Source organism: Bacteroides sp. GM023 (assembly GCF_014750685.1).
Classification (GTDB): domain Bacteria; phylum Bacteroidota; class Bacteroidia; order Bacteroidales; family Bacteroidaceae; genus Bacteroides.
Genome location: NZ_JAAXGE010000022.1, coordinates 1 through 22,911, shown reverse-complemented (window position 1 = coordinate 22,911; position 22,911 = coordinate 1). Strand labels below are relative to the sequence as shown.

Genomic DNA, 22,911 nt, shown 5'->3' with positions numbered 1-22,911 from the left:
ACGCCTAGAACAAGCAAAAATATTCCTATTTTCATGTTCTCATAGTTTTGCTGTAATAATCTTATAAGCAGTTGATTACTGAATGAGAAATGTTTTGGAAAAGCCTATTTCTCATAGTTTCCTTAGTGAAATAGGCCTCAGAACTATTATTTCTCATCTATTTTTGGGGTATTTCTCATACTGTTATTCACTTTGTTCGGCTATTTTTTTCTTTATATATACCCTGTGTGCTCCTCTTCCTGTGATTTCTATTCCAGAATCCGGTTGATGTCCCCACTGTCTTAGTTCGTTGGTTGCTGCTGTTTGCAACAATCCTGTTAGTTTGCGGTATTCCCAAACGGTCAGGAAGGGATGTTCGTCCAAATACTTTAGAGCTAATGCCAGTCGTTGTTCCGGTGTGAATTTTTTAGAGGAGCGTTGCTTTTTCCAAGGTGCTCTTTCCAGTCGGCATCTTTCGCTGATGTTTCTCACCATTTCTCGGTCTACCCGGAAATTTACGCCTCCTATAAAGATGCTTTGTGCGTTGCGATGAGTTCCACCTTCTTCCGGATTTTCCCGTTCTTTGTCTCTGCCTAAGGTAAGAGAGGGAGTAAACGTTCCTATTCCGTCTATTTTTACCGAACGTCCTTCTGCCATCAGATGTGCCATTTCAATGGCGGTCTGCAGTAGTACGCCTTCTATGTCTCCTGCGCTGAAGCCGCTGACATCGCCAACCCGTTGCGCTAGCTCTTTTATGCTTGCATTATCTATCCGCGCAAATTTAGGATAAGTAATTCTTTTGCCTGTTTTCTGAAGATCGGGCATCTCCTCTATGATATATCTTGCCATATCATCTATTGTTTAAAGTGTTAATAGATAAGTTCTTTTGTATTAGAGGCAAACTTCCTTTCTTTTAATAGTAAAGTTCCTTTTGATTAATTATAAACTATAAATTCAACTTTTGTTTTTATAATTGAAGCTTGCATTTATAAAAATAAAGCTTTCATTTTTATAATCAAAGCTTTCATTTATAGTTTGCTCTTATGCAAAGGTAAGTTTTCTATTTGACAAAAAGAAGTTTATCCTTAATAAAGAAGAATTTTTCTATTAATGGTTTGGAGGAGAAGTAATAGAAGTGAAAAAGTAGTGATCTGTGCTATATTGAATATACTAAAACTTAGCAACAAGAGGACTTATTTTTGGATAAAGTGTAATATGAAAACAAAGATGTATGCAAAGATAGAATATTTAGATATGTTAGGTTACGGCACAATGAAACGAATTTTTGATAAGTTGTAACAATGCGTAATGACGATTTTCTAATAATTTCGTCTCTTTTTTTAAAATGAATGACACGATGTAGGATATTTGATTTTATTTTTATAGCTTTGCACAGTTTCTCACGCCGATACCTCAATTCGTGAGGTTAGGGTGGTGTGGGGAATGTATTATATAAAGAAAGACGTTTACTTGACGTTTTGTCTTTGACACTTCGAAACTTCGCAAATTTTGAGTCATTGTCAAAAGCAAAGCAACAGTGGATGTCTGCGGGATGTGTTTATGCCTTTGGTTCGCTTTTCTGTAATAGAAAGGTGAACTGATTATTATACATATCGGCGTGGGCTTCTGCGTTGCTCGTTCAGACAATGATGGGCAATGCGAAGGCCTCGAAGTGTGGGACGAGTAACAGGTACAGATTCCCGCGCTTTTTTTTATATAATAGTTATCTCTTCTATCTAAATTAATGAACCGTCCGGTTCGGGAATCTACGGGCACTACTATATCTCTATTTATGAGTGCAGAATCTCGTTTATTGTCTCTAATACAAAATAATCCTTTTCGGGTATTAGGAGTGTATGCCAATGCTTCTACTAAAGAAATTGTGGCTAATATAGGAAGAACAAAAGCTTTTTTGAAAGTAAATAGGGATGTTGTGTTTTCTTCCGATTTTAGCCAAATACTTCCTTTTATAAGAAGAAATGTAGAAATGGTGACAAATGCGGAATCTCAATTAACTTTACCCCACGAGAAGATAAAGTATGCCTTGTATTGGTTTGTGAAAGTGACCCCATTGGATGATATAGCTTTTAATCATTTGAATGCAGGAGAAATCACTAGCGCTATTGCAATATGGGATAAAAAAGAATGTTTTTCTTCACTATTAAACAAGGCTACTGCTGCGCTTATTCAAGAAAATCTGCCTTTGGCAATTAATTCGATGATGAAGTTATTGCAAACAGATGATTATCGTAAAGAATTTATGTGCACAGTCGTTGATACTACTTATCGCGCTTCCGAAGAAAGTTTAGTCTATTTATATTTGGACTGTCTCATTTATGAGATGAAAAGTTACGGTCTGTTTATATTGCAAAATATAACGGGCTCTGTTTATCGAGAATATGTTAAAGAAAAATTGACTTTTCCGATAGTATCTGCTCTCGAGGCAGAAATAGAGAAAGTTCGATTGGTGCCACATAAAGATTCTCATGCACGGTATAATGCAGGTGTGGCACTGGTAAATGCGACAAAGACTTTGCTTGAGCAACTAAAGTCATTGTGTTTATCAACTGATATGCAGTATCAGATAATTGCTGATAAGTTGGGAATTGAGATTTTACAGTGTGGTATTGATTATTTTAATAATTCGGAGGAACTTGATGCTGCTTTGAAAGCGATTAAAATACAAAAATATGCATTTTCCATAGTGGTAGGAAAAATGGCTAAGGATAGATGTATAGAAAATGTTGGAATATTACAGAAAATCATTGATGACTTACCACCAAAGGACGTTTATATAGAAGATAAGCAGATTAAAGATGAATTGGCAAAATTCTGCCGTTTGCCTGCAAAAATAACTTATGCAATGGATTTATTGCGGAAAACTCATCCGCTGCTGCAAGCAGTTAAGAAAAAGTTAGGTGCTTCAAATGGATACTATTTAAAAATATCGACTCAGATAGTATCTAGTGCATTATATTATGTAATAGAAGAGGTTAATAACGCGCAAAAAAGTACGATTGATAATAGTTCGGCAGGCTATCCATTTATGTCATCTGAAGAGTCTAAATTTCAAGAAATTAAATCAGCTCTATATTCAGCATGGAAAGCTACTCAGTTAATGGATACTTTTGATATGGAGAAAGAGTTTAAAAATAATAGATATGTGGTGAATCGAAATACGCTCAGGGATTTGTGTAGACAAGTTGGGGTTTCAACATCTGCTGATCCGATGGTGCGTCCAGTTAGTGCCACAATGAGTAGGCTACCTACTATGCCTCCTATATCGTCCTCGTCTACTACTTCTTCCTCATCTAGCGAGGATACTAGTTGGGGATGCATAATAGCAATTGGTGTTGGAATAATTATTTTCATTTTATCTCTTGTTAATTCATAATTTATGAAACAGATTATATTTATATTATTATTTGTATTACCAATTTCTGTGTATGGTAATAGTAGTGACTCTATTAAAATAGAGAAAGTTCAAAAGAGCATCATAGATATCGTACAATCCATTGAGCGGATGCAGGTTGCCGATAATAAAACAGGGTTTCAGATCTCTGAAATTTATTTAGTATGTGATAGTTTGCAAGAGAAACTTTCTGAAATTCAGAAAGAATTAAATGGGGTTTCTTGCAAGCTTGGTGGAGAAATAATTGATACACAAAAGATTGTAAAAGAGAAGACTGAAATATTTTCAGAAAATATTCAATCTCGCACAGTATATGGTATTGTAGGGTTTATTATCGTACTCATCATAGCAGTTAGTGTGTATTGGATTTTGCACAAACGCATTTCTTATAGTACCTCTATGATAGACAAGGTACGGGAAGCCCAAAATAATGTACAAGAAGAGTCAGTGAAGTTGGATAATAAACTAATGGAACTCCTTAATAGGCAGCTTGATATACAGAAAATTCAATCCAATACAGTCTCCTGCGAAAAAAATGGAAATCCACAAGTAGATCATTCTCTAGCATTAAAGGTTGCAGATGAAATAGTTCGTATCGAAATAAACCTGTCACGCATGGACCCTTCTGTAAAAGGATATAAACAGTTGAATAAAGCGGTTGAAAGGATCAAGGATAATTTCTTGGCAAATAATTATGAAATGGTAGATATGTTGGGTAAAGCTTATAATGATGGTATGAAAGTAATTGTAAATTTTCTATCAGATGAAAGTCTGAAAGACGGCGAACAGATTATTACTGGTATTATTAAACCACAAATAAATTATAAAGGACAAATGATTCAAACAGCTCAAGTTACTGTAAGTCAAAACATCTAAAATCTAATATATGGTACGTTTGAAAATTGATTATGGAATAGATCTTGGTACAACTAATTCGGCTATCTGTCGGATGGAAAAAGGGGAACCTGTAGTGAAAAAAACTGATACTCTAAAAGATACTCTTCCTTCCTGTGTTTCCATAACAAAAAAGAAGAGTATAAAGGTTGGAGATAGCGCATATAATGATATGAAATCGGATAAACGTCGGGCTACTAAAAATAGCGAACGTGCAATATCAAATACTTATGCAGAGTTTAAACGAACGATGGGAACGGATAAATCAAATTTCAGTTCTAACATGGGGCGTGAATATAATTCAGAAGAACTTTCATCTGAAATATTGAAGACATTAAAGTCATTTATAGCAGATGAACTTTTCACTTCTGTTGTAATAACTGTTCCAGCGAAATTTACTGTTAACCAAAAAACTGCAACAATAAAGGCTGCTAAATTGGCTGGATTTGAATATTGCGAATTATTGCAAGAACCAATTGCTGCTGCTATGGCATATGGACTATCTTCTGAACAAAAGAATGGTTATTGGATGGTGTTTGATTTTGGTGGTGGTACTTTTGATGCTGCTTTATTAAAAGTTGAAGATGGAATTATTCAAGTGTTCGATACTGAGGGAGATAATTATTTAGGCGGTAAGAATTTAGATGAAGCCATTGTAGATAATATAATTATACCTTATTTAAAAAGTAATTATTCAATGGTAGGGATTCTAGCAGATAACGATCGGAGAAATATTCTGCAGGAGGCTATGAAAACATATGCTGAGGAGGTGAAAAATCAATTATCGTTTAAAGATAAAGAAGATATTATATCCAACTTAGGAGATTTAGGTGAAGATGAAAATGGAGAAGAGATTGAGTTAGATCTAACAGTCTGTCAAGCGGATGTTTTTGATGTAATGCGACCATTATTTCAGAAGTCTGTAGATATTTGCAAAGAATTACTGAAGCGTAATGGTATGGATGGTTCTCAACTTGATAAACTTATTTTGATTGGTGGTCCTACTCATTCACCACTTATTCGGCAGATGTTGAAAGAACAGATAACTCCAAATGTAGATACAAGTATAGATCCGATGACGGCTGTTGCTATTGGAGCAGCGTTGTATGCTTCAATATTAGATAATATAGTCGAAGAGAAGGATATTCAGCTAGGGACAATCAGATTTGATGTTGGCTATGAAGCTAATTCAGTGGAATTAATAGAATGGGTGAGTTTAAAGTTGAATAAGGAGGCTTCCGGAGAGCCTAGCCCAGAAAAGGTATGGGTTGAGTTACTTCGTGGTGAAGATAAATCATGGTCTAGTGGTAGAATTGAGATAAATGAAATGGGAAATGTAGTTGAAGTAAATTTGCTTGAAGGAAAGCCGAATGTATTTTCAATTTTGACTTATGATGAAAGTGGAACATTGTTACCTTGTTTTCCTCATGAAATAACAATAATTCAGGGAACTAAGGTTGCAAGTGCACCTCTACCGTATAATATTGGCATAGCTGTATGGAATAAATTTAAGAAAAGAAGTGTGTTTTCTGCTTTGCGTGGACTTGAAAAGAATAAACTATTGCCTGCAGTAGGAGTTGAAAATGGACTTAAAACGACAGTTCAATTGCGTCCGGGAGTTTCCTCGGATATATTAAGAATTCCTGTTTATCAAGCAGACGAAAATAGTGAAGGAAAATCCGCTTCTCTATATGAATATGTAGCTGATGTTATCGTGACAGGGGATGATATTGAATCATTGATACCTGAAGCTAGTAATGTGGATATAACATTAAAGGTTAATGCATCGGAAATGATGACGATGGAAGTCTATTTTCCGGCAAATGACTATACTATATCCAAGGAACTAGATACTTCTAAGCAGCAGACGATTTTGGATGCGGAGAAACGTATTGTTGAAGACCTTAAAAATGCTCAAAGGAGTCTTGCGCAGTTTGCTGAGGATGGTTGTGATATTTCAGCTTTGCAACAAGAATTGGAAGACGTAAGAAGAGAAAATACTAATAGCTCAGAGAAAAAGGCCGTTTTACAACATCTAAAAGAAGTACTTCGTAAGATTGAAACTATGGATGAAAGAACAGAATGGAATCGTTTGGAAAAAGAGTTGCGGCAAGAATTTGATCGTTTGGAGAAAGCGAATAAAGATTTAGGAAATGATAAAACAACTCAAATAATGAACCAACTTCGTACACAAACCGATAGTGTGATCCGTAGTAAAAATGTTGAAATGGGGCGTGAAGTGTTGGAACAAATAAATTCTTTATTTATGCAACTAACAATGGTTTATCAGTGTATGGGGGTGATGCGTAATTTGAATGAACGATTTAGTTCTATTCGCTGGAAAGATTCTGTACGTGCAAGACATTTAATAAATAGAGGATTGCAAGAAATGAACAATCAGCCAACGGTGGATAAACTTCATCCAATAGCGGTAGAATTAATAGATTTATTACCTGATGATGATAAAGGAAATTTACCGGATGGCTTGTTGACTAAATTTTAATATTGTAATGTATGGGACAATCTGTGTTCTTATTTCAAAAACAACAACAAATAGCCCATTACACGGTTGTTTTTCCAATAAAGCAAAGTGCTTATGCGGAAACTTATCGTGTGAGAAAAGCAAGTGGTAAACTTTGTTTTCTTAAGTTAATATGTTTGGCTAAATTACAATCTTTTCAACTGAATGCCGAAGGGTCTGTTGTTGAAATAGAATTGATTAAATATCAGAATCAGCATCCCAATCTTTGTAAATATATAGATGATGGAATATTGATTTGCAAAGGACAGAAATACGCTTATTTTGTTACTGATTTTGTAAGTGGTGAAACGATTGCACAACGCATTACACGTGAACAAGGTTTCAGTGTATATGAGACGAAACAGATAGCATTAAGTATATTATCCGTATTACAATATTTACATTTGCAAACGATTCCTATAATTCATAATGAAATAACAATTCAGAATGTATTATTGGACTTAACGGGGAATCTATCGGAACTAAAATTAATAGATTTTGGACATGCTCAGCGTTTAGTGGCTGACAAAACTTTATATTCTGACATTGAAAATCTAAATTTATTTTATCTTGCACCCGAGCGATTTAATGGACTTTTTAGTGTTCAATCAGATTTATATTCAGTTGGTGTTGTTATATATTATTTACTGTTTGGAGTTTTACCTTATTTTATCGATTTATCTAATCTAACGAAAGAAGAGCAGATTAATTGTATTTTTAAAGAACGGAAGAAACCTTTAAAGTTACCTAATATTGAATTGTTTGAACTAGACAATCATCTGATTAATATTATAGAGAAGGCTTTGGATAATGATATTACTAAGCGTTTTCAGTCTGCTGACGAATTTAGAAAAGCGTTAAATGAAGAGATTGAGATAAAACCTAAAAAGTCTGATAAGAACCAAATTACATTTGCTGAAAAAGAAGAAATTACACGGAAAGGAAACGGCTTTGGCGATGTTGCAGGTATGTCAGAACTGAAGAAGCTACTTTATACTAATGTTATTAATATTTTGCGAAATACTGAAAAGGCAAAGAAATATAAATTGTCCATCCCAAATGGAATGTTGCTATATGGTCCGCCAGGATGTGGGAAAAGTTTTTTTGCAGAAAAGTTTGCTGAGGAAACAGGGTATAATTATATTTATGTAAAATCATCGGATTTGGCAAGTATTTATGTTCATGGATCACAGGAAAAGATTGGAAAACTATTTGATGAAGCAAGGAAGAAAGCACCGACTATTCTTTGTTTTGATGAGTTTGATTCATTAGTCCCAAATCGTGATATGATGAACAATAGCAGTCAATCTGGGGAAGTTAATGAGTTTCTTACACAATTAAATAACTGTGGGATGGACAAGGTATTTGTGATAGCTTCTACAAATAAACCAGACTTGATAGATCCCGCAGTACTTCGGAGGGGACGTATTGATAAAATAATTTACTTGCCTGTTCCTGATAAAGAGGCTCGTAGTGCTATGTTTCAGTTGCACTTGAATGAACGTCCTGTGGATTTGGGCATTGATTATGAGTATTTAGCGAATTTAACTGACTATTATGTTTCGAGTGATATTGCTTTTATAGTCAACGAAGCTGCAATACGAGCAGCACAAAATGATGAAAAGATTACACAATTATTGTTGGAAGCAGTTGTCTCAGAAAATAATCCTTCAGTTAAATCAGGACAGTTGGCTTATTATGAAGAATTGAGAGATAAATTGGAAGGATTCTCAAAACAGGCTGATAGACCACGTATTGGCTTTAAAAAATGATTATTATGGAAATGAATTTTAATGAATTATTACTTTGTACAGCATTTGCATGTATGGCCTGCGATGGTGAGATTGCTCCACAAGAAGTCGCGTTGATAAAGAGCATGGCTATCGATAAATCTTTATTTGGGACGATTGATATAGATAGAGAGTTGACGAATTTAGTTGCTGATATAAATGATAAAGGAAAAGCTTTTTTGAAGACTTTTTTACAGCGGTTAACTATGATTACTCTTTCCGAACACGAAGAACTAGACATTCTTCGTGTAGCAGTAAAAACAATTCAAGCGGATAATAAAATTGAATATAGTGAAATAAGGTTCTTTAAGATTCTTCGCTCAAATTTGAAAGTGAATGATCAAACTATCTTGGATGAGGTTGAAGGTGTCGATGAAACTTATTTGGCGCAGGATATTAAAGCTGATTACATACAATTGTATGAAGCGTATTTTGATACAATAGAAATCTCCAATTTAAGTTTGGAATGAAAAATGATATAATGCAGACTTCAAATACGCATGGCTCATATAAAGAATTGCTTTTTGATAAGCGCTGGTTAGAAAAACGTGCTGGAATTTTAAAGCGGGATAATTTTCGGTGTGTAATGTGTTGTTCGGATAAACATTTGATTGTCCATCATAAGCAATACCATGTTAATAAAAGAACGGGAGAGAAATTGGTTCCATGGGATTATCATGATAAATATTTAGTGACTTTATGTGAAAAGTGCCATAATAAGGGGCACCAGTTGTATGAAATACCTACATTTGAAATATAATAATATAATAAGAAAAATGGGATTTTGGAATTTATTTAAAAGTACACACCCTACTATAGCTGAAGCAAAACAGGGTGAACAAGAGACGATTTCAGAAATACAAAAAGAAGACTTTGTGGATGAAACGCCTCCTGGTGATGATAATTCATTGGTAATTCGTTATGGGACGGGAATGCCTATAGATCTAATTTACGGATTTCTAAAAGAGGATTATGAGACGAAAGGATATGAAGATGCGATGTCTAATCCTGATGTATCTTATAAAGAAATGAATAAACAGATTATAAGAAGTAATTTGGAAATTAAGTTCAGACAGGTGCGGCTCAAATATACTGATGATTTGCGTGCTGTTGAGTTTCATATAGGTTCTCGTTCTGATGCAGGTTTGGTGGATGTTGTTAAACAATTAGAGACTCAAAAATATACATTTGTACAGCATATGAATGAGTTGGATAAAATGGAGCAAGATTTTAAAGATGGTTTGGCTTATATGACGGGAATGCTTCTTTCTTATGAAAGGGGCTTTTTACGAGGACTTGCGGCTTTATCTTTGGGGCAAATAAGGAATACGGGAAATGGAAATGAATATGATAGATTATGAAATGGTGGTTAAAATTCGGATGTTTTCTTACAGGTTGGAATAGTAGGATTCTTTCTCAGTGCAGTGAAGCAAGCTTTAAACATTTAAAGAAGTATACTTCTGCTTTATTAATTCTTATTATCCTTTGGGGATTTACGGGATATTGCTTTGCACAACGTTATGTGGGGGCACCACAATGGGGATGTATATTGTCGGCATTTATATTCGTAATAATTGTGATTCAGATAGAACGTCAGATTATATTGACAGTAGGGAGTAATTGGTGGTCGACTGCATTCCGTCTATTTATAGCTATAATAATGTCTCTGTTAGGATCAGCTATTTTAGACCAGATAATATTTGGTGATGATATAGATAGAAAAATGGTAGAGATTACAGATAGGCAAGTACAAGAGCAATTGCCTTTACGATTAAATGTGATTGATACTAAATTAGCGGAACTGCAAGTAATGGTAGATTCTTTAGATAAATTGAACTTGAAGTTAAATGAAGAAATATCTCAGAAACCAACTATAACTACTGTAGCCACTACTACTACTTATACTCGTGAAATGCAACCTGATGGTTCCTATAAAGAAGTTCCACAGAATACTATATCTAGGATTCCAATAGCGAATCCTCGTACTCAACAAGTGACTGTAAATGATTCTACTTTGAAACGATTAAGATTACAACAAGATGAATATACATTGAGAAAGATTAGTGTTGAAAATGATTTGCGCAAAGAATTGTCTTCCAGTACTGGTTTTTTAGATGAGTTACGAGCTATGCTCGAGATTGTTATTACTAGACCAGAAGCGCTCGTTTTCTATATTATAATTTTTTGTTTTTTGATTTCTCTTGAGTTATTTGTCGTGACGAGTAAATTAGGTGATAAGAAATGTGACTATGATCTCATTGTAGAGCATCAATTAGAGATTAAAAAAACGACATTGGAAGAACTTGTAAAGAAGATTAATCAGAAGAAATGAAAAAAGTATGTGTGACATTGTAATGTGACGAGTAATAGGTGATTCATCCATTTAATTTCTAAGTATGACTACAAAAAACTCTTTTAATTTGTGATAGAGAAAAAGTTTTGTTAGGCTTTTTGCGAAGATTATACAGAAGACTTATGAGAAATTTACTCGAAAGTAGATTAAATATTCATATTCTTCTGTATCTTTGTTTTCATATGGCTAAAGTTTATGTGCAGTATGAATAGGGGCAATGCAGATATTTTAGATGAAAATAACTTCTAAGCTATTATGAGGAGTTAGTTTATGGTGCTTTTATATGGAGAAAACACCTAATACATTAAAAGATAATGAAAATTAAAGAGAAATATTTATGACTGATTATGATTTACAACGATTTTTAGATGCCCAACAAGGTGATTACGAACAAGCTCTTGCGGAAGTGAGGAACGGGTGTAAATATTCTCATTGGATTTGGTATATATTTCCTCAACTAAAAGGCTTAGGGGTGAGTTATAATTCCCAATACTATGGTCTTAGTGGTAGGGAAGAAGCTGAAACATACCTTTCTCATCCGGTTTTAGGCAAAAGACTTTGTGAAATAACATCAGCTTTTCTTCATTTGAAAGATACAACGGCACAGAATGTTTTCGGTTCGTTGGATGCAATGAAAGTGTTGTCATGTATGACTCTCTTTAATGAAGTTGCTTTGGATGATTTGTTTCAGCAAGTGATAGACCGATATTATGAGGGAAAACCGGATGAAACGACAAAAAGAAAATTAGAATAATAATTAGATACTACTTTTATATGGGCTGTTTAATGAATCTGTTGTGGTTGCTACTTGGTGGCATATTTACTGCTGTGGAGTATCTTATTTCAAGTTTATTGATGATGCTTACTATTATTGGAATTCCTTTTGGTATGCAGACATTGAAATTGGCCGGACTTGCTTTATGGCCTTTCGGTAAAGAGGTAAGAAGCGGTAGTCGTTCAGGCGGGTGTCTTTATATACTGATGAATGTCTTATGGATATTCTTGGGTGGTATATGGATTTGCCTGTCACATTTGGTTTTTGGAGCTATTTTGTGTATAACTATCATTGGTATTCCTTTTGGTCTACAACACTTCAAATTGGCTGCGGTAGCATTGACACCTTTCGGAAAAGACATTGTGTCAGTCTAAATATATAATAAGGAAGAGAAAAAGGCTTATATACTATAATCAAATATGCTATAACCAAAAGTTATAATGCATAATTAGAAACTATTGGCACGTGTTGATTGTTTGCCGTACCTTTGCACCTGAAAAAATAAATAAAGGTATAAATATGATTTCAACAGCTACAAAAACGTTGCAGGCAAATAACAAGACAATTTATGTTGCACTGCTTTCTACCCTGACTTTCTTCCTGTTTTTAGATTATATCCCGGGTTTGCAGGCTTGGTCTGCATGGGTGACTCCGCCCGTAGCCCTGTTTCTTGGGCTTATTTTCGCATTGACTTGCGGGCAGGCTCATCCTAAATTCAATAAAAAGACTTCCAAGTATTTATTGCAATATTCTGTTGTCGGATTAGGGTTCGGTATGAATCTGCAATCGGCTTTGGCTTCCGGTAAGGAAGGAATGGAGTTTACAATTATTTCTGTCGTAGGTACACTGTTGATTGGTTGGTTTATCGGACGTAAAGTCTTTAAGATAGATAGAAATACTTCCTATCTGATTAGTTCGGGAACAGCTATCTGTGGTGGTAGTGCGATTGCTGCTGTTGGGCCGGTACTGAAGGCGAAGGACAGTGAAATGTCTGTAGCGTTGGGTACTATCTTTATTCTGAATGCTATTGCACTTTTCATATTCCCGATGATTGGTCATGCCCTGAACATGAGTGAACATGAGTTTGGTACATGGGCGGCTATTGCGATCCATGATACAAGTTCCGTAGTCGGGGCAGGTGCCGCTTATGGAGAAGAGGCTTTGAAGGTAGCTACTACTATCAAATTAACTCGCGCTCTTTGGATTATTCCAGTGGCTTTCGCTACTTCATTTATCTTTAAGAGCAAAGGGCAAAAGATAAGTATTCCATGGTTTATATTTTACTTTGTACTGGCAATGGTTGTCAATACCTATTTGCTGAATGGAGTGCCGGAACTGGGAGCTGCTATTAATGGAATTGCCCGTAAAACATTGACTATTACAATGTTCTTTATTGGCGCTTCTCTCTCGATAGATGTTTTGAAAGCCGTTGGCGTAAAACCGTTGATTCAGGGAGTGGCATTATGGGTAATTATCAGTCTTAGCACATTGGCATATATTTATTACTTTTCATAAACCATGAAACAAGAATAATACATGAGATAAAAAATAATAATACATGAGACGAGAATAATAATGGTAATATATAAATAGAAAAGTGGGAGAATGTTCGTATCAAACGATATTCTCCCACTTTCTTTTGGTTTTGTCTCCGCTTGCTAAAGCGTAAAGCGAAGATTCATTATTTCTTTTTCAGTTCTTCGAAGATCAGTCCTTCCAGTTCTTCCGCAAGTTCTGGATTATCCATGATACATTGTTTTGCTGCATCGCGTCCCTGCCCTAACTTAGTGTCGTTATAGCTATACCATGAACCACTCTTTTTGATGATTCCCAGTTCAGCACCCAAGTCGATGATTTCACCGGAGTGGGAGATACCTTCACCAAACATGATGTCAAATTCGGCTCTACGGAAAGGAGGAGCTACTTTATTCTTCACTACTTTCACTTTTGTCAGTTTACCAAGAATTTCTTCACCATCTTTGATAGCCTGGCTACCACGAATGTCTATACGTACCGAAGCATAGAACTTCAGAGCATTACCACCGGTGGTTGTTTCAGGATTACCGAACATTACACCGATCTTTTCACGCAACTGGTTGATGAAGATACAAGTTGTACGTGTTTTGCTGACTGTACCGGTCAACTTACGTAATGCTTGCGACATCAAACGTGCCTGCAAACCTACCTTATTATCGCCCATATCACCTTCAATCTCCGCTTTGGGAGTCAATGCGGCAACCGAGTCAATGACAATAATGTCAATAGCGGAAGAACGGATCAATTGCTCGGCTATTTCCAAAGCCTGTTCTCCATTATCCGGTTGGGAAATCCAGAGATTGTCTACGTCAACGCCTAGCTTAGCAGCATAGAAACGGTCGAAAGCATGTTCTGCATCAATGAAAGCAGCGATACCGCCGGCCTTCTGTGCTTCAGCAATGGCATGAATAGCCAATGTTGTTTTACCGGAAGATTCCGGACCATATATTTCGATTATTCTACCTCTTGGGTAACCACCTACGCCAAGTGCCACATTCAAGGCAATAGAGCCTGTCGGGATCACTTCTATCTGTTCAACACTATCGTCACCCATTTTCATGATAGAACCTTTACCGAAGCTCTTTTCTATCTTTTCCATGGCAGCCTGTAAGGCCTTTAGTTTTTCGCTTGATGCCATTTTATTATCTGTTTCAAAATTAAGTTCGTCTTTCTTTGCCATACCTTATTCTATAATTAATGGATTTATTGATTTAAAATTTGTGAGGCATGTTCTTTGGTCTTCACTTCTTTCGGAGTGATGATCCGTTCTACGATTCCTTCTTCGTTAATCAGGAAAGTAGTGCGGAAAGTACCCATATATGCACGACCATACAGTTTCTTTTCTCCCCACACGCCAAACTCCTCTACCAACTTTTTGTCTGTATCGGCAATCAGTGTAAAAGGAAGATTGTTCTTCTCGATAAATTTCTGATGCGACTTTTCATTGTCTACACTGACACCGATTACTTCATAGCCGGCTTTACGCAGGTCGGAATAATTGTCGCGCAGATTGCACGCTTGCGCTGTACAACCCGATGTGCTGTCTTTCGGATAGAAATACAACACAATCTTTTTTCCTTTGTAAGCACTCAACCGTATTTCTTCACCTTTTTCATTGATGCCTAATACTTCCGGTGCTTTATCTCCAACGTTAATCATAACTTTCTTTTAGTGAATGTCTTACAATTCCAAATCCTGGTCGATTACTTCATGCCAGGGCAAACCCTGTTTGTTCAATTGCTCCATAAACGGATCCGGATTGAATTCTTCTACATTGTTTACACCCGGACGTTTCCATTCTCCTTTGAAGAACATCATAGCTCCGATCATGGCCGGAACTCCGGTGGTGTAGCTTACTCCCTGCATACCCGTTTCTTTATATGCTTCCTGATGGCTGCAATTATTGTAAACATAGTAGGTGCGTTCTTTTCCGTCTTTCAGACCACGGATACGGCAACCGATGGAGGTTTCGCCTTCGTAGTTCTCGCCCAAATCCTGCGGATTAGGCAATACAGCTTTCAAGAATTGCAGAGGGACAATTTTCACTCCGTTATAATCAACTTCATCGATACGAGCCATACCGATATTCTGAATGACACGTAAGTGAGTTAAGTATTCCTGTCCGAAAGTCATCCAGAAGCGGGCACGTTTGATAGTCGGGAAATGTTTCACCAATGATTCCAGTTCTTCGTGATAAAGAAGATAGGAGTCACGAGGACCGATATTCGGATAAGTCAGGTCTTTATGAATTTCCAACGGACCGGTAGTTACCCACTTGCCGTTCTCATAATAACGTCCGTTCTGCGTAATTTCGCGGATGTTGATTTCCGGGTTGAAGTTAGTGGCAAATGCCTTATGATGATTTCCGGCATTACAGTCTACAATATCCAGGTATTGAATTTCGTCAAAATAATGTTTAGCCGCATAAGTGGTATAGATACCACTGACTCCCGGGTCGAACCCGCAACCGAGGATAGCTGTTAAGCCGGCTTCTTTGAAGCGGTCATGATAAGCCCACTGCCAGCTATATTCAAAATGAGCTTCGTCCTTCGGCTCATAATTGGCAGTGTCCAGATAGTTCACTCCGGCTTTCAGGCAAGCTTCCATGATTGTCAAGTCCTGATAGGGAAGAGCAACATTAATCACCATTTCCGGTTTGAAATCGTTGAATAAGGCTACCAGTTCTTCCACATTGTCTGCGTCGACTTTAGCTGTCTTTATATTGGGATTACCTATTGCCTCGACGATTTTGTCGCATTTCTCTTTCGTACGGCTGGCAATCATAATATCTGTAAATACGTCGGCATTTTGTGCCACTTTGTGCGCAACGACAGTGCCAACACCGCCTGCACCAATAATAAGAACTCTACCCATTTCTTTAAATTGCGAATTAAAAATTAAGAATATTAGAATTGTTTATGGAGCAAATATACGTGATTATTTTCAGATAATCATTCGTCGATACTCCTTTTTATTTGTATCGTCGTAAGGTACCGTTTTCAAATTCCAACGTTTTGCCATTGTAGAACCACGTTTCAAAACGATTATCTTTTTTCAACTCGATTTCTACCGGATCACCAACGGACAAACGGCATTCGTCAGTACTCATACCTGCTTCCAGGTCACCACGGGAGATGATCTGCCAACGCTTTTCAGTGATGCCCGGATATTTCTTCTGTATATCTTCAAATCCGAAAAGGTCTTCGATATAATTCTCATTTCTGACAATAACATCATATTTTAAGTCGGCTTCCAGTTCATAAAGGACTCCGGCTTTGTCTTCCAATGACAGAACACCCAGACTGCTTGAAGAAGCTAAATTAATGTCTTTGATATTCAGAACTGTATATCGGGGCAAGTGAACACGTGATTCCGTCTGCTTACCTTCAAGAGAAACAACCCTTTTGGCAGGCAATACCTTTTTAGGGTAAACGGTTCGTCCCAAGTATTTGTTTTTCAGTCCCTCAATATTATCAGAACTTTTATTCGTAAAGCTGATTACATTCGAAAAGTATTTCATTCTCTTTTCACCCTGAAAATCATTCAAGTACATGCCTGAATTAGTTCGTGAGAGTGCGACTTCGAGGTAATAAGAATGCCCCTGCGCATCTTTAAAGATGATTTTCGCAGGGTATGTCTGATTGCCGACTCCGACAGCGGTTATTGTAGCTTCCGTATTGACAGGAATAGCTACATCCCGATAACCGGAATAATTATTAGCATCGTCTACACGCACACTTTCGGATTGTATATAGATTGTTTTTCCTATCAACAGGTTCTTTGCCGTATCTACATCTTTTAAATAGACTAATCCGTTGACGCATGCGCGGGGAGCTTTTTCGCAAATTTCATCCAGTCGCATATTCTTTATGTCATAGTAATACTTTTCTCCTTCACATTCGAAAATGAAACGGGTGGAATAGTTGGTGCTGTTTGATATGTTTTGGGCTTTTTCTTCAGTTCCGGTGAAAGTGAGTATTTTATGTTTCAGCAAACTATTATCTACTCCCTTGTCGGTGTCATAGTTAGAAAGTGTAGGCAGGAACATATCCCGTGCAGAAGGAGCGAACATAAATTTCATTCCGGACGTCCATTTGCACAAAGGTTGCAACGGGAAGTTGCTTTTGATGAATTGTTCTTCTTCACTTACGGGAATTTCCTGGGTGGAAGGAGTGGTGACAATGTAATCATTTTGGGCCGCGACAGGATACGTACCACAACAGAATAAAATCAGAGAGAGAGCGATAATTCTCATATTTATTTACTTTTTGTGAACTATGTAAATCGTTCATTTGTTGTACATTCAATGGCAAATGTATATATTTTATATGGCATTGGATATTATTTCCCAATCTTTTTGGTATCTTTGCCCCCAATTTAACTTAAACGTTATAACAATATGAAAAAAGTATTAGTTTCAATTTGCATTGCTGGTGCAGCACTTGCAATGTCTTCGTGCCGTTCGGTTGAGAAGGCAATCCCTTTGTCATCTATCAACGGTGAGTGGAATATTATAGAAGTCAATGGCTCGAAAATAACTCCGGGCGAAAGCAGAAACCTTCCTTTTATTACTTTTGATACCGCAACGGGTCGTGTATCCGGTAGTAGCGGATGTAACCGTATGATGGGTAGTTTCGATGTAAACGCGAAACCAGGAAGCCTTGAACTCGGCGCTATGGCCGGTACTAAGATGATGTGTCCGGACATGACTACAGAGAGAAATGTACTGAGTGCCCTTGCACAAGTGAAAGGATATAAAAAAGCCGGTAAAGACAAACTGTATCTTTGCAATGCGTCTAATCGCCCGGTTATGGCATTGGAAAAAAAGGAGGCTGATGTGAAACTGTCGGTATTGAATGGAGAATGGCAAGTGAAGGAAGTGAATGGCGAGGCAATTCCTTCCGGTATGGAAAAGAAACCATTCATTGCTTTTGATGTGAAGAAAAAGTCTATTCATGGCAATGCCGGATGTAACTTGATAAACGGTGGCTTTGAAACCAGTAGAAGTAACGTTAAATCAATCTCTTTCCCAGGTGTAGCAAGCACAATGATGGCTTGTCCGGATATGGAGACAGAAGGCAAGATTCTGAAAGCATTGAACGAAGTGAAATCATTTGATGTGCTGTCTGGTGGTGGTATCGGTTTGTATGATGCTAACAATGCATTGGTGCTTGTTTTGGAAAAGTAATAAAACAAGAATAGTATATATTAAGGTATGCCTGTGTCGAACATGACGACACAGGCATATTTTTTTTCCTGTATTGAACCGAAGTCGCTTGCATTTGTTTTATGAAGCAGTTGCTGATTGAGTCCGGGTATGACTATGTCAGCAGTGTTTATTTATTAAAACTGTCTTTTTGGCAGATATTATGTCATGCATTCGTATAATTTCCTTTTGGCACACGGTTTGCTTTTTAATAAACGTCCGTTCGGGACGAAGCTCTGCAGAAGGAGCGGAGAAACAACCGGACAAAAAGAAATCATTGAATAATAATAAATAAAAAAATAACGATCATGGGAAAAATTATTGGTATTGACTTAGGAACAACAAACTCTTGTGTTGCCGTATTTGAAGGTAACGAACCGGTAGTAATTACAAACAGCGAAGGTAAGCGTACGACTCCTTCAGTAGTCGCTTTCGTAGATGGTGGTGAACGTAAAGTAGGTGATCCTGCTAAACGTCAGGCTATTACTAACCCGACCCGTACGATTTTCTCTATCAAACGTTTCATGGGTGAAAATTGGGATCAGGTACAGAAAGAAGTTACACGCGTACCTTATAAAGTAGTGAAAGGTGAAAACAACACTCCGCGTGTTGACATCGACGGACGTCTGTACACTCCACAGGAAATCTCTGCAATGATTCTTCAGAAGATGAAGAAAACTGCTGAAGATTATTTGGGACAGGAAGTAACAGAAGCAGTCATCACAGTTCCTGCCTATTTCTCTGACTCTCAACGCCAGGCTACAAAAGAAGCTGGACAGATTGCAGGTCTGGAAGTAAAACGTATTGTAAACGAACCGACAGCCGCTGCTCTTGCATATGGTCTGGACAAGGCTCACAAAGATATGAAGATTGCTGTATTCGACCTTGGTGGCGGTACATTCGATATCTCTATCCTCGAATTTGGTGGTGGTGTATTTGAAGTACTTTCTACAAATGGTGATACTCACCTTGGTGGTGACGACTTCGACCAGGTAATCATCAACTGGCTGGTACAGGAATTCAAGAATGACGAAGGTGCTGACTTGACACAGGACCCGATGGCTTTGCAACGTTTGAAAGAAGCTGCTGAAAAAGCTAAGATTGAACTTTCTTCTTCGGCAAGTACAGAAATCAACTTGCCATATATCATGCCGGTAGGTGGTGTGCCTAAGCACTTGGTGAAGACTTTGACTCGTGCTAAATTCGAATCTTTGGCTCACGAATTGATTCAGGCTTGTCTTGAACCATGTAAGAAGGCAATGAAAGACGCTGGTTTGAGCAACGCTGACATTGACGAAGTAATCCTTGTAGGTGGTTCTTCACGTATTCCGGCTGTACAGAAGTTGGTAGAAGATTTCTTCGGTAAAGCTCCTTCCAAAGGTGTGAACCCGGATGAAGTGGTAGCTATTGGTGCTGCTGTACAAGGTGCTGTTTTGACAGACGAAATCAAGGGTGTGGTATTGTTGGATGTAACTCCGTTGTCAATGGGTATCGAAACACTGGGTGGTGTAATGACTAAGTTGATCGACGCTAACACTACAATTCCGGCTCGTAAGAGTGAAACATTCTCTACTGCTGCCGATAATCAGAGTGAGGTTACTATCCATGTATTGCAGGGAGAACGTCCGATGGCTGCTCAGAATAAATCAATCGGTCAGTTCAACTTGTCAGGTATTGCTCCGGCTCGTCGTGGTGTTCCTCAGATTGAGGTTACATTCGATATCGACGCTAATGGTATCTTAAAAGTATCTGCCAAGGATAAGGCTACCGGTAAGGAACAGGCTATCCGTATCGAAGCATCCAGCGGTTTGAGCAAGGAAGAAATCGAAAAGATGAAAGCCGAAGCTGAAGCTAATGCTGAAGCAGACAAGAAAGAGCGTGAAAAGATTGATAAGCTAAACCAGGCTGATAGCGTAATCTTCTCTACTGAAAATCAGTTGAAGGAATTAGGTGATAAGTTGCCTGCTGACAAGAAGGCTCCGATTGAAGCTGCTTTGGAGAAACTGAAAGAAGCTCACAAAGCTCAGGATTTAGCTGCTATCGATACTGCTATGGCAGAAATCAATACTGCTTTCCAGGCTGCAAGCGCTGAAATGTATGCTCAAGGCGGTGGTGCTCAAAGTGGTGCACAGGCTGGTCCTGATATGAATGGTGGTGCTGGTCAGCAAGACGATAGCAAGCACGGGGATAACGTTCAGGATGCTGACTTCGAGGAAGTCAAATGATTCCGATAAGGATACAGATAATAAACAATAAGCAAAAGCGTGCAGCTCAATGAGTTGCACGCTTTTTGCATTTATGGGGTTCATGGTTGCTATGTGTTTTCTATGGGCTTTTTTATCTCTTATTTGCGACATGTTTGCGACAAGACAAAAAAGTAGATAATGTGGTACTTAATCATACTTATACATACTAATACACACTTAAAAGTAGATAACATGCCAACAATCGGATTTGAAATCAAACGGAAATGTAAGGTCTGCGGCAAAGTATTTGTCGCAAAGACACTTGACAGCCATTATTGTTCCCCTAAATGTGGTAAAGTGGCTTGGAAACGCAAAAAAGATGCAAAGAATAGAAATGCGAAGTTAGAAGCCATTGGCCAACAAGTATCAGACATCAGAGAGTATATTTCTGTAAAGGAAGCTGTCGCTATGTTTGGGGTGGAACGTAGCACTCTGTATCGCTTGATTAAATTGGGACGTATTCCAACTATCAATATGGGTACAAGGCTTACACGTATCAAACGTTCTGAAATGGAACGGCTTTTTCTAAACAGACCGGAAAGTATCGCAGAGAAAGAAAAGCCTGTTCCTAAAACATACAGCTTAGAGCCGGAGGACTGCTATACCATTACAGAGATTTGTGAGAAGTATCATATTAATGATAGTTCAGTATGGGCGCACATTAGAAAATACTCTATTCCCTCAAGACAAATAGGAAACTATGTGTATGTACCCAAGCAAGAAATTGATAATCTATATAAATCAGAAGTAGAATGAAGAAAGCATTACCTAATACCAAAGTGACCGTCAAGCTCAGAAGGTCGAACTACAAAGAAGAGTGGTATCTGATTATAGAGTCGTACCCAGTGTACAAACGAGGTTCAACCCGTGCAAGTCGTGTGGTAGAATCCATTAACCGAACTATATCCACGCCTGTTTGGGACAAATCGTCCATTGCACGCATCCTGCCGGATGGAACATTCAACTATAAGCCTAAGCGCGATTTGAATGGGATTATCCAATGCCGTTCAACGATAGACCAAGAGGCTTGTATCTATGCTGACAATGTGAGAAAGTTACGGCAGCATGAATACGATAGTGCCATCCTCTACACTGATAAGGAAAACGAAATCGCTGCACAGAATGAGCGGAGCGAACAGGATTTTATCAAGTATTTCAATAGTATTATAAGCACATGTCATCCTAACAGTTCCGATTCGATTATAGTCAATTGGAGGCGTGTAGGTGAATTATTGAAAATGTATTCGCAAGGGCAACCAATTCCATTCAAGGCGATTTCAGTTAAACTGCTTGAAGATATAAAGATGTTCCTTCTCCGTGCTCCAATGGGAGGGAATAAGAAAGGTACTATCTCACAAAATACGGCATCAACTTATTTCTCCATACTCAAAGCCGGACTGAAACAGGCATTTATTGATGAATATCTGACCATTGATATAAGCGCGAAAGTAAAGGGAATAACAAACATTGAGAAACCTCGTGTTGCGCTTACTATGAATGAAGTGCAGATGTTGGTTGATACTCCTTGCAAGGATGATGTTTTGAAACGTGCGTTCTTGTTCTCTATTCTCACTGGATTGCGGCATAGTGATATTCAAACTTTGAAATGGAAACAAATTCAGCAAACAAGCAAGGGCACATGGCAAGCAGTCGTAATTCAGCAAAAGACAAAAAGGCCCGATTACAAGCCAGTCATTCAACAGGCACTTCAACTATGCGGCATACGTCCAAACGATGATGAAGCACTTGTTTTTGAAGGATTGACTGATGCCTCTTGGATTTCTCGCCCGTTGAAAGTCTGGATAGAAGCATCCGGTATCAAGAAGCACATCACCTTCCATTGTGGCCGCCATAGCTACGCTTCGCTGTTGCTGGAAAATGGCGTTGACATATACACCATCAAGTCTTTGATGGGACATACTAACGTCAAAACCACGCAGATTTATACGCACATCGTAAACGAACAAAAAGAGAAAGCTGCCAATACGCTACATATAGAGAATTTGGATTTATAGGTTGTGGTGGTTTTATCCACCATTGAGCACCAACGACTTATGTAATGCCAATCATATACTTGCCACCGTTTACCCCTCATGAAGCATTGAACTGCACCCCAAAAGTTGGACAGTTAATAACTAAGTTATTTTATAAAGAGTTCGGTATTGCACCGGACTCTTTCCTTTTAACTTAGCTTTGATT

Annotated in this window: 20 protein-coding genes; 15 read left to right on the top strand and 5 right to left on the bottom strand. The window is 37.7% G+C overall.

Translation table 11 applies throughout. The features are described 5' to 3' along the window. Positions 1–183 precede the first annotated feature (183 nt). On the bottom strand, positions 184–828 hold the full coding sequence (locus HC965_RS25515; protein WP_191034101.1) for an HU family DNA-binding protein: 645 nt from the start codon (positions 826–828) through the stop codon (positions 184–186). A gap of 943 nt (positions 829–1,771) precedes the next feature. On the opposite strand from HC965_RS25515, the gene HC965_RS25510 reads away from it, so the two are divergent. The 11 genes from HC965_RS25510 (at position 1,772) to HC965_RS25460 (ending at position 13,239) form a co-directional block, all read left to right on the top strand. Then, positions 1,772–3,373 (top strand): hypothetical protein, encoded by a 1,602-nt coding sequence (locus HC965_RS25510; protein ID WP_191034100.1) that lies wholly within the window; start codon positions 1,772–1,774, stop codon positions 3,371–3,373. Positions 3,374–3,376: 3 nt separating this feature from the next. Beyond that, entirely contained in the window at positions 3,377–4,267 is an 891-nt protein-coding gene (locus tag HC965_RS25505; RefSeq protein WP_191034099.1) for a hypothetical protein, read from the top strand. 10 nt (positions 4,268–4,277) lie between these two features. Beyond that, on the top strand, positions 4,278–6,788 hold the full coding sequence (locus HC965_RS25500) for an Hsp70 family protein (protein ID WP_191034098.1): 2,511 nt from the start codon (positions 4,278–4,280) through the stop codon (positions 6,786–6,788). Positions 6,789–6,799: 11 nt separating this feature from the next. Further along, a complete protein-coding gene (locus HC965_RS25495) occupies positions 6,800–8,578 on the top strand; it encodes an AAA family ATPase (protein ID WP_191034097.1) in 1,779 nt (592 codons plus the stop codon). Positions 8,579–8,583: 5 nt separating this feature from the next. Continuing rightward, positions 8,584–9,066 carry a hypothetical protein gene (locus HC965_RS25490; protein ID WP_191034096.1) on the top strand — a complete coding sequence of 161 codons (483 nt, stop codon included), beginning with the start codon at positions 8,584–8,586 and terminating at the stop codon, positions 9,064–9,066. Continuing rightward, a complete protein-coding gene (locus HC965_RS25485; RefSeq protein WP_223855030.1) occupies positions 9,063–9,356 on the top strand; it encodes an HNH endonuclease in 294 nt (97 codons plus the stop codon). Before HC965_RS25490 ends, HC965_RS25485 begins: the two co-directional genes overlap by 4 nt. Continuing rightward, a complete protein-coding gene (locus HC965_RS25480; RefSeq protein ID WP_223855029.1) occupies positions 9,331–9,957 on the top strand; it encodes a hypothetical protein in 627 nt (208 codons plus the stop codon). Before HC965_RS25485 ends, HC965_RS25480 begins: the two co-directional genes overlap by 26 nt. Then, a complete protein-coding gene (locus tag HC965_RS25475) occupies positions 9,954–10,928 on the top strand; it encodes a DUF4407 domain-containing protein (protein ID WP_191034095.1) in 975 nt (324 codons plus the stop codon). The genes HC965_RS25480 and HC965_RS25475 overlap by 4 nt, the downstream gene beginning before the upstream one ends. Positions 10,929–11,286: 358 nt before the next feature. Beyond that, the gene (locus HC965_RS25470) at positions 11,287–11,703 is read left to right on the top strand and encodes a DUF1810 domain-containing protein (RefSeq protein ID WP_191034094.1); all 417 of its coding nucleotides are present in this window, start codon (positions 11,287–11,289) and stop codon (positions 11,701–11,703) included. A gap of 20 nt (positions 11,704–11,723) precedes the next feature. Beyond that, positions 11,724–12,098: a YccF domain-containing protein gene (locus HC965_RS25465; protein ID WP_191034093.1), complete on the top strand. Its 375-nt coding sequence runs from the start codon at positions 11,724–11,726 to the stop codon at positions 12,096–12,098. Between the two features lie 145 nt (positions 12,099–12,243). Then, positions 12,244–13,239, top strand: coding sequence for a YeiH family protein (locus tag HC965_RS25460; protein ID WP_191034092.1), 996 nt, complete (start codon positions 12,244–12,246; stop codon positions 13,237–13,239). Positions 13,240–13,405: 166 nt separating this feature from the next. On the opposite strand, the gene recA is transcribed toward HC965_RS25460, so the two are convergent. The 4 genes from recA to HC965_RS25440 form a co-directional block, all read right to left on the bottom strand. Beyond that, positions 13,406–14,440: a recombinase RecA gene (recA, locus tag HC965_RS25455; protein ID WP_191034091.1), complete on the bottom strand. Its 1,035-nt coding sequence runs from the start codon at positions 14,438–14,440 to the stop codon at positions 13,406–13,408. A 23-nt stretch (positions 14,441–14,463) separates the two neighbouring features. Further along, the gene (gene bcp, locus HC965_RS25450; RefSeq protein ID WP_073348043.1) at positions 14,464–14,919 is read right to left on the bottom strand and encodes a thioredoxin-dependent thiol peroxidase; all 456 of its coding nucleotides are present in this window, start codon (positions 14,917–14,919) and stop codon (positions 14,464–14,466) included. A gap of 21 nt (positions 14,920–14,940) precedes the next feature. Continuing rightward, on the bottom strand, positions 14,941–16,134 hold the full coding sequence (locus HC965_RS25445; RefSeq protein WP_191034090.1) for a saccharopine dehydrogenase family protein: 1,194 nt from the start codon (positions 16,132–16,134) through the stop codon (positions 14,941–14,943). A 97-nt stretch (positions 16,135–16,231) separates the two neighbouring features. After that, positions 16,232–17,515, bottom strand: coding sequence for a hypothetical protein (locus HC965_RS25440; RefSeq protein ID WP_191034089.1), 1,284 nt, complete (start codon positions 17,513–17,515; stop codon positions 16,232–16,234). Positions 17,516–17,659: 144 nt separating this feature from the next. On the opposite strand from HC965_RS25440, the gene HC965_RS25435 reads away from it, so the two are divergent. The 4 genes from HC965_RS25435 to HC965_RS25420 all read left to right on the top strand — a co-directional run bounded on the left by HC965_RS25435 (position 17,660) and on the right by HC965_RS25420 (position 22,727). Next, entirely contained in the window at positions 17,660–18,448 is a 789-nt protein-coding gene (locus HC965_RS25435) for an META domain-containing protein (RefSeq protein WP_191034088.1), read from the top strand. A 326-nt stretch (positions 18,449–18,774) separates the two neighbouring features. Continuing rightward, positions 18,775–20,691: a molecular chaperone DnaK gene (gene dnaK / locus HC965_RS25430; RefSeq protein WP_191034087.1), complete on the top strand. Its 1,917-nt coding sequence runs from the start codon at positions 18,775–18,777 to the stop codon at positions 20,689–20,691. A 213-nt stretch (positions 20,692–20,904) separates the two neighbouring features. Next, positions 20,905–21,468, top strand: coding sequence for a helix-turn-helix domain-containing protein (locus HC965_RS25425; RefSeq protein WP_191034086.1), 564 nt, complete (start codon positions 20,905–20,907; stop codon positions 21,466–21,468). Then, entirely contained in the window at positions 21,465–22,727 is a 1,263-nt protein-coding gene (locus HC965_RS25420; protein ID WP_191034085.1) for a site-specific integrase, read from the top strand. The genes HC965_RS25425 and HC965_RS25420 overlap by 4 nt, the downstream gene beginning before the upstream one ends. Positions 22,728–22,911 lie beyond the last annotated feature (184 nt).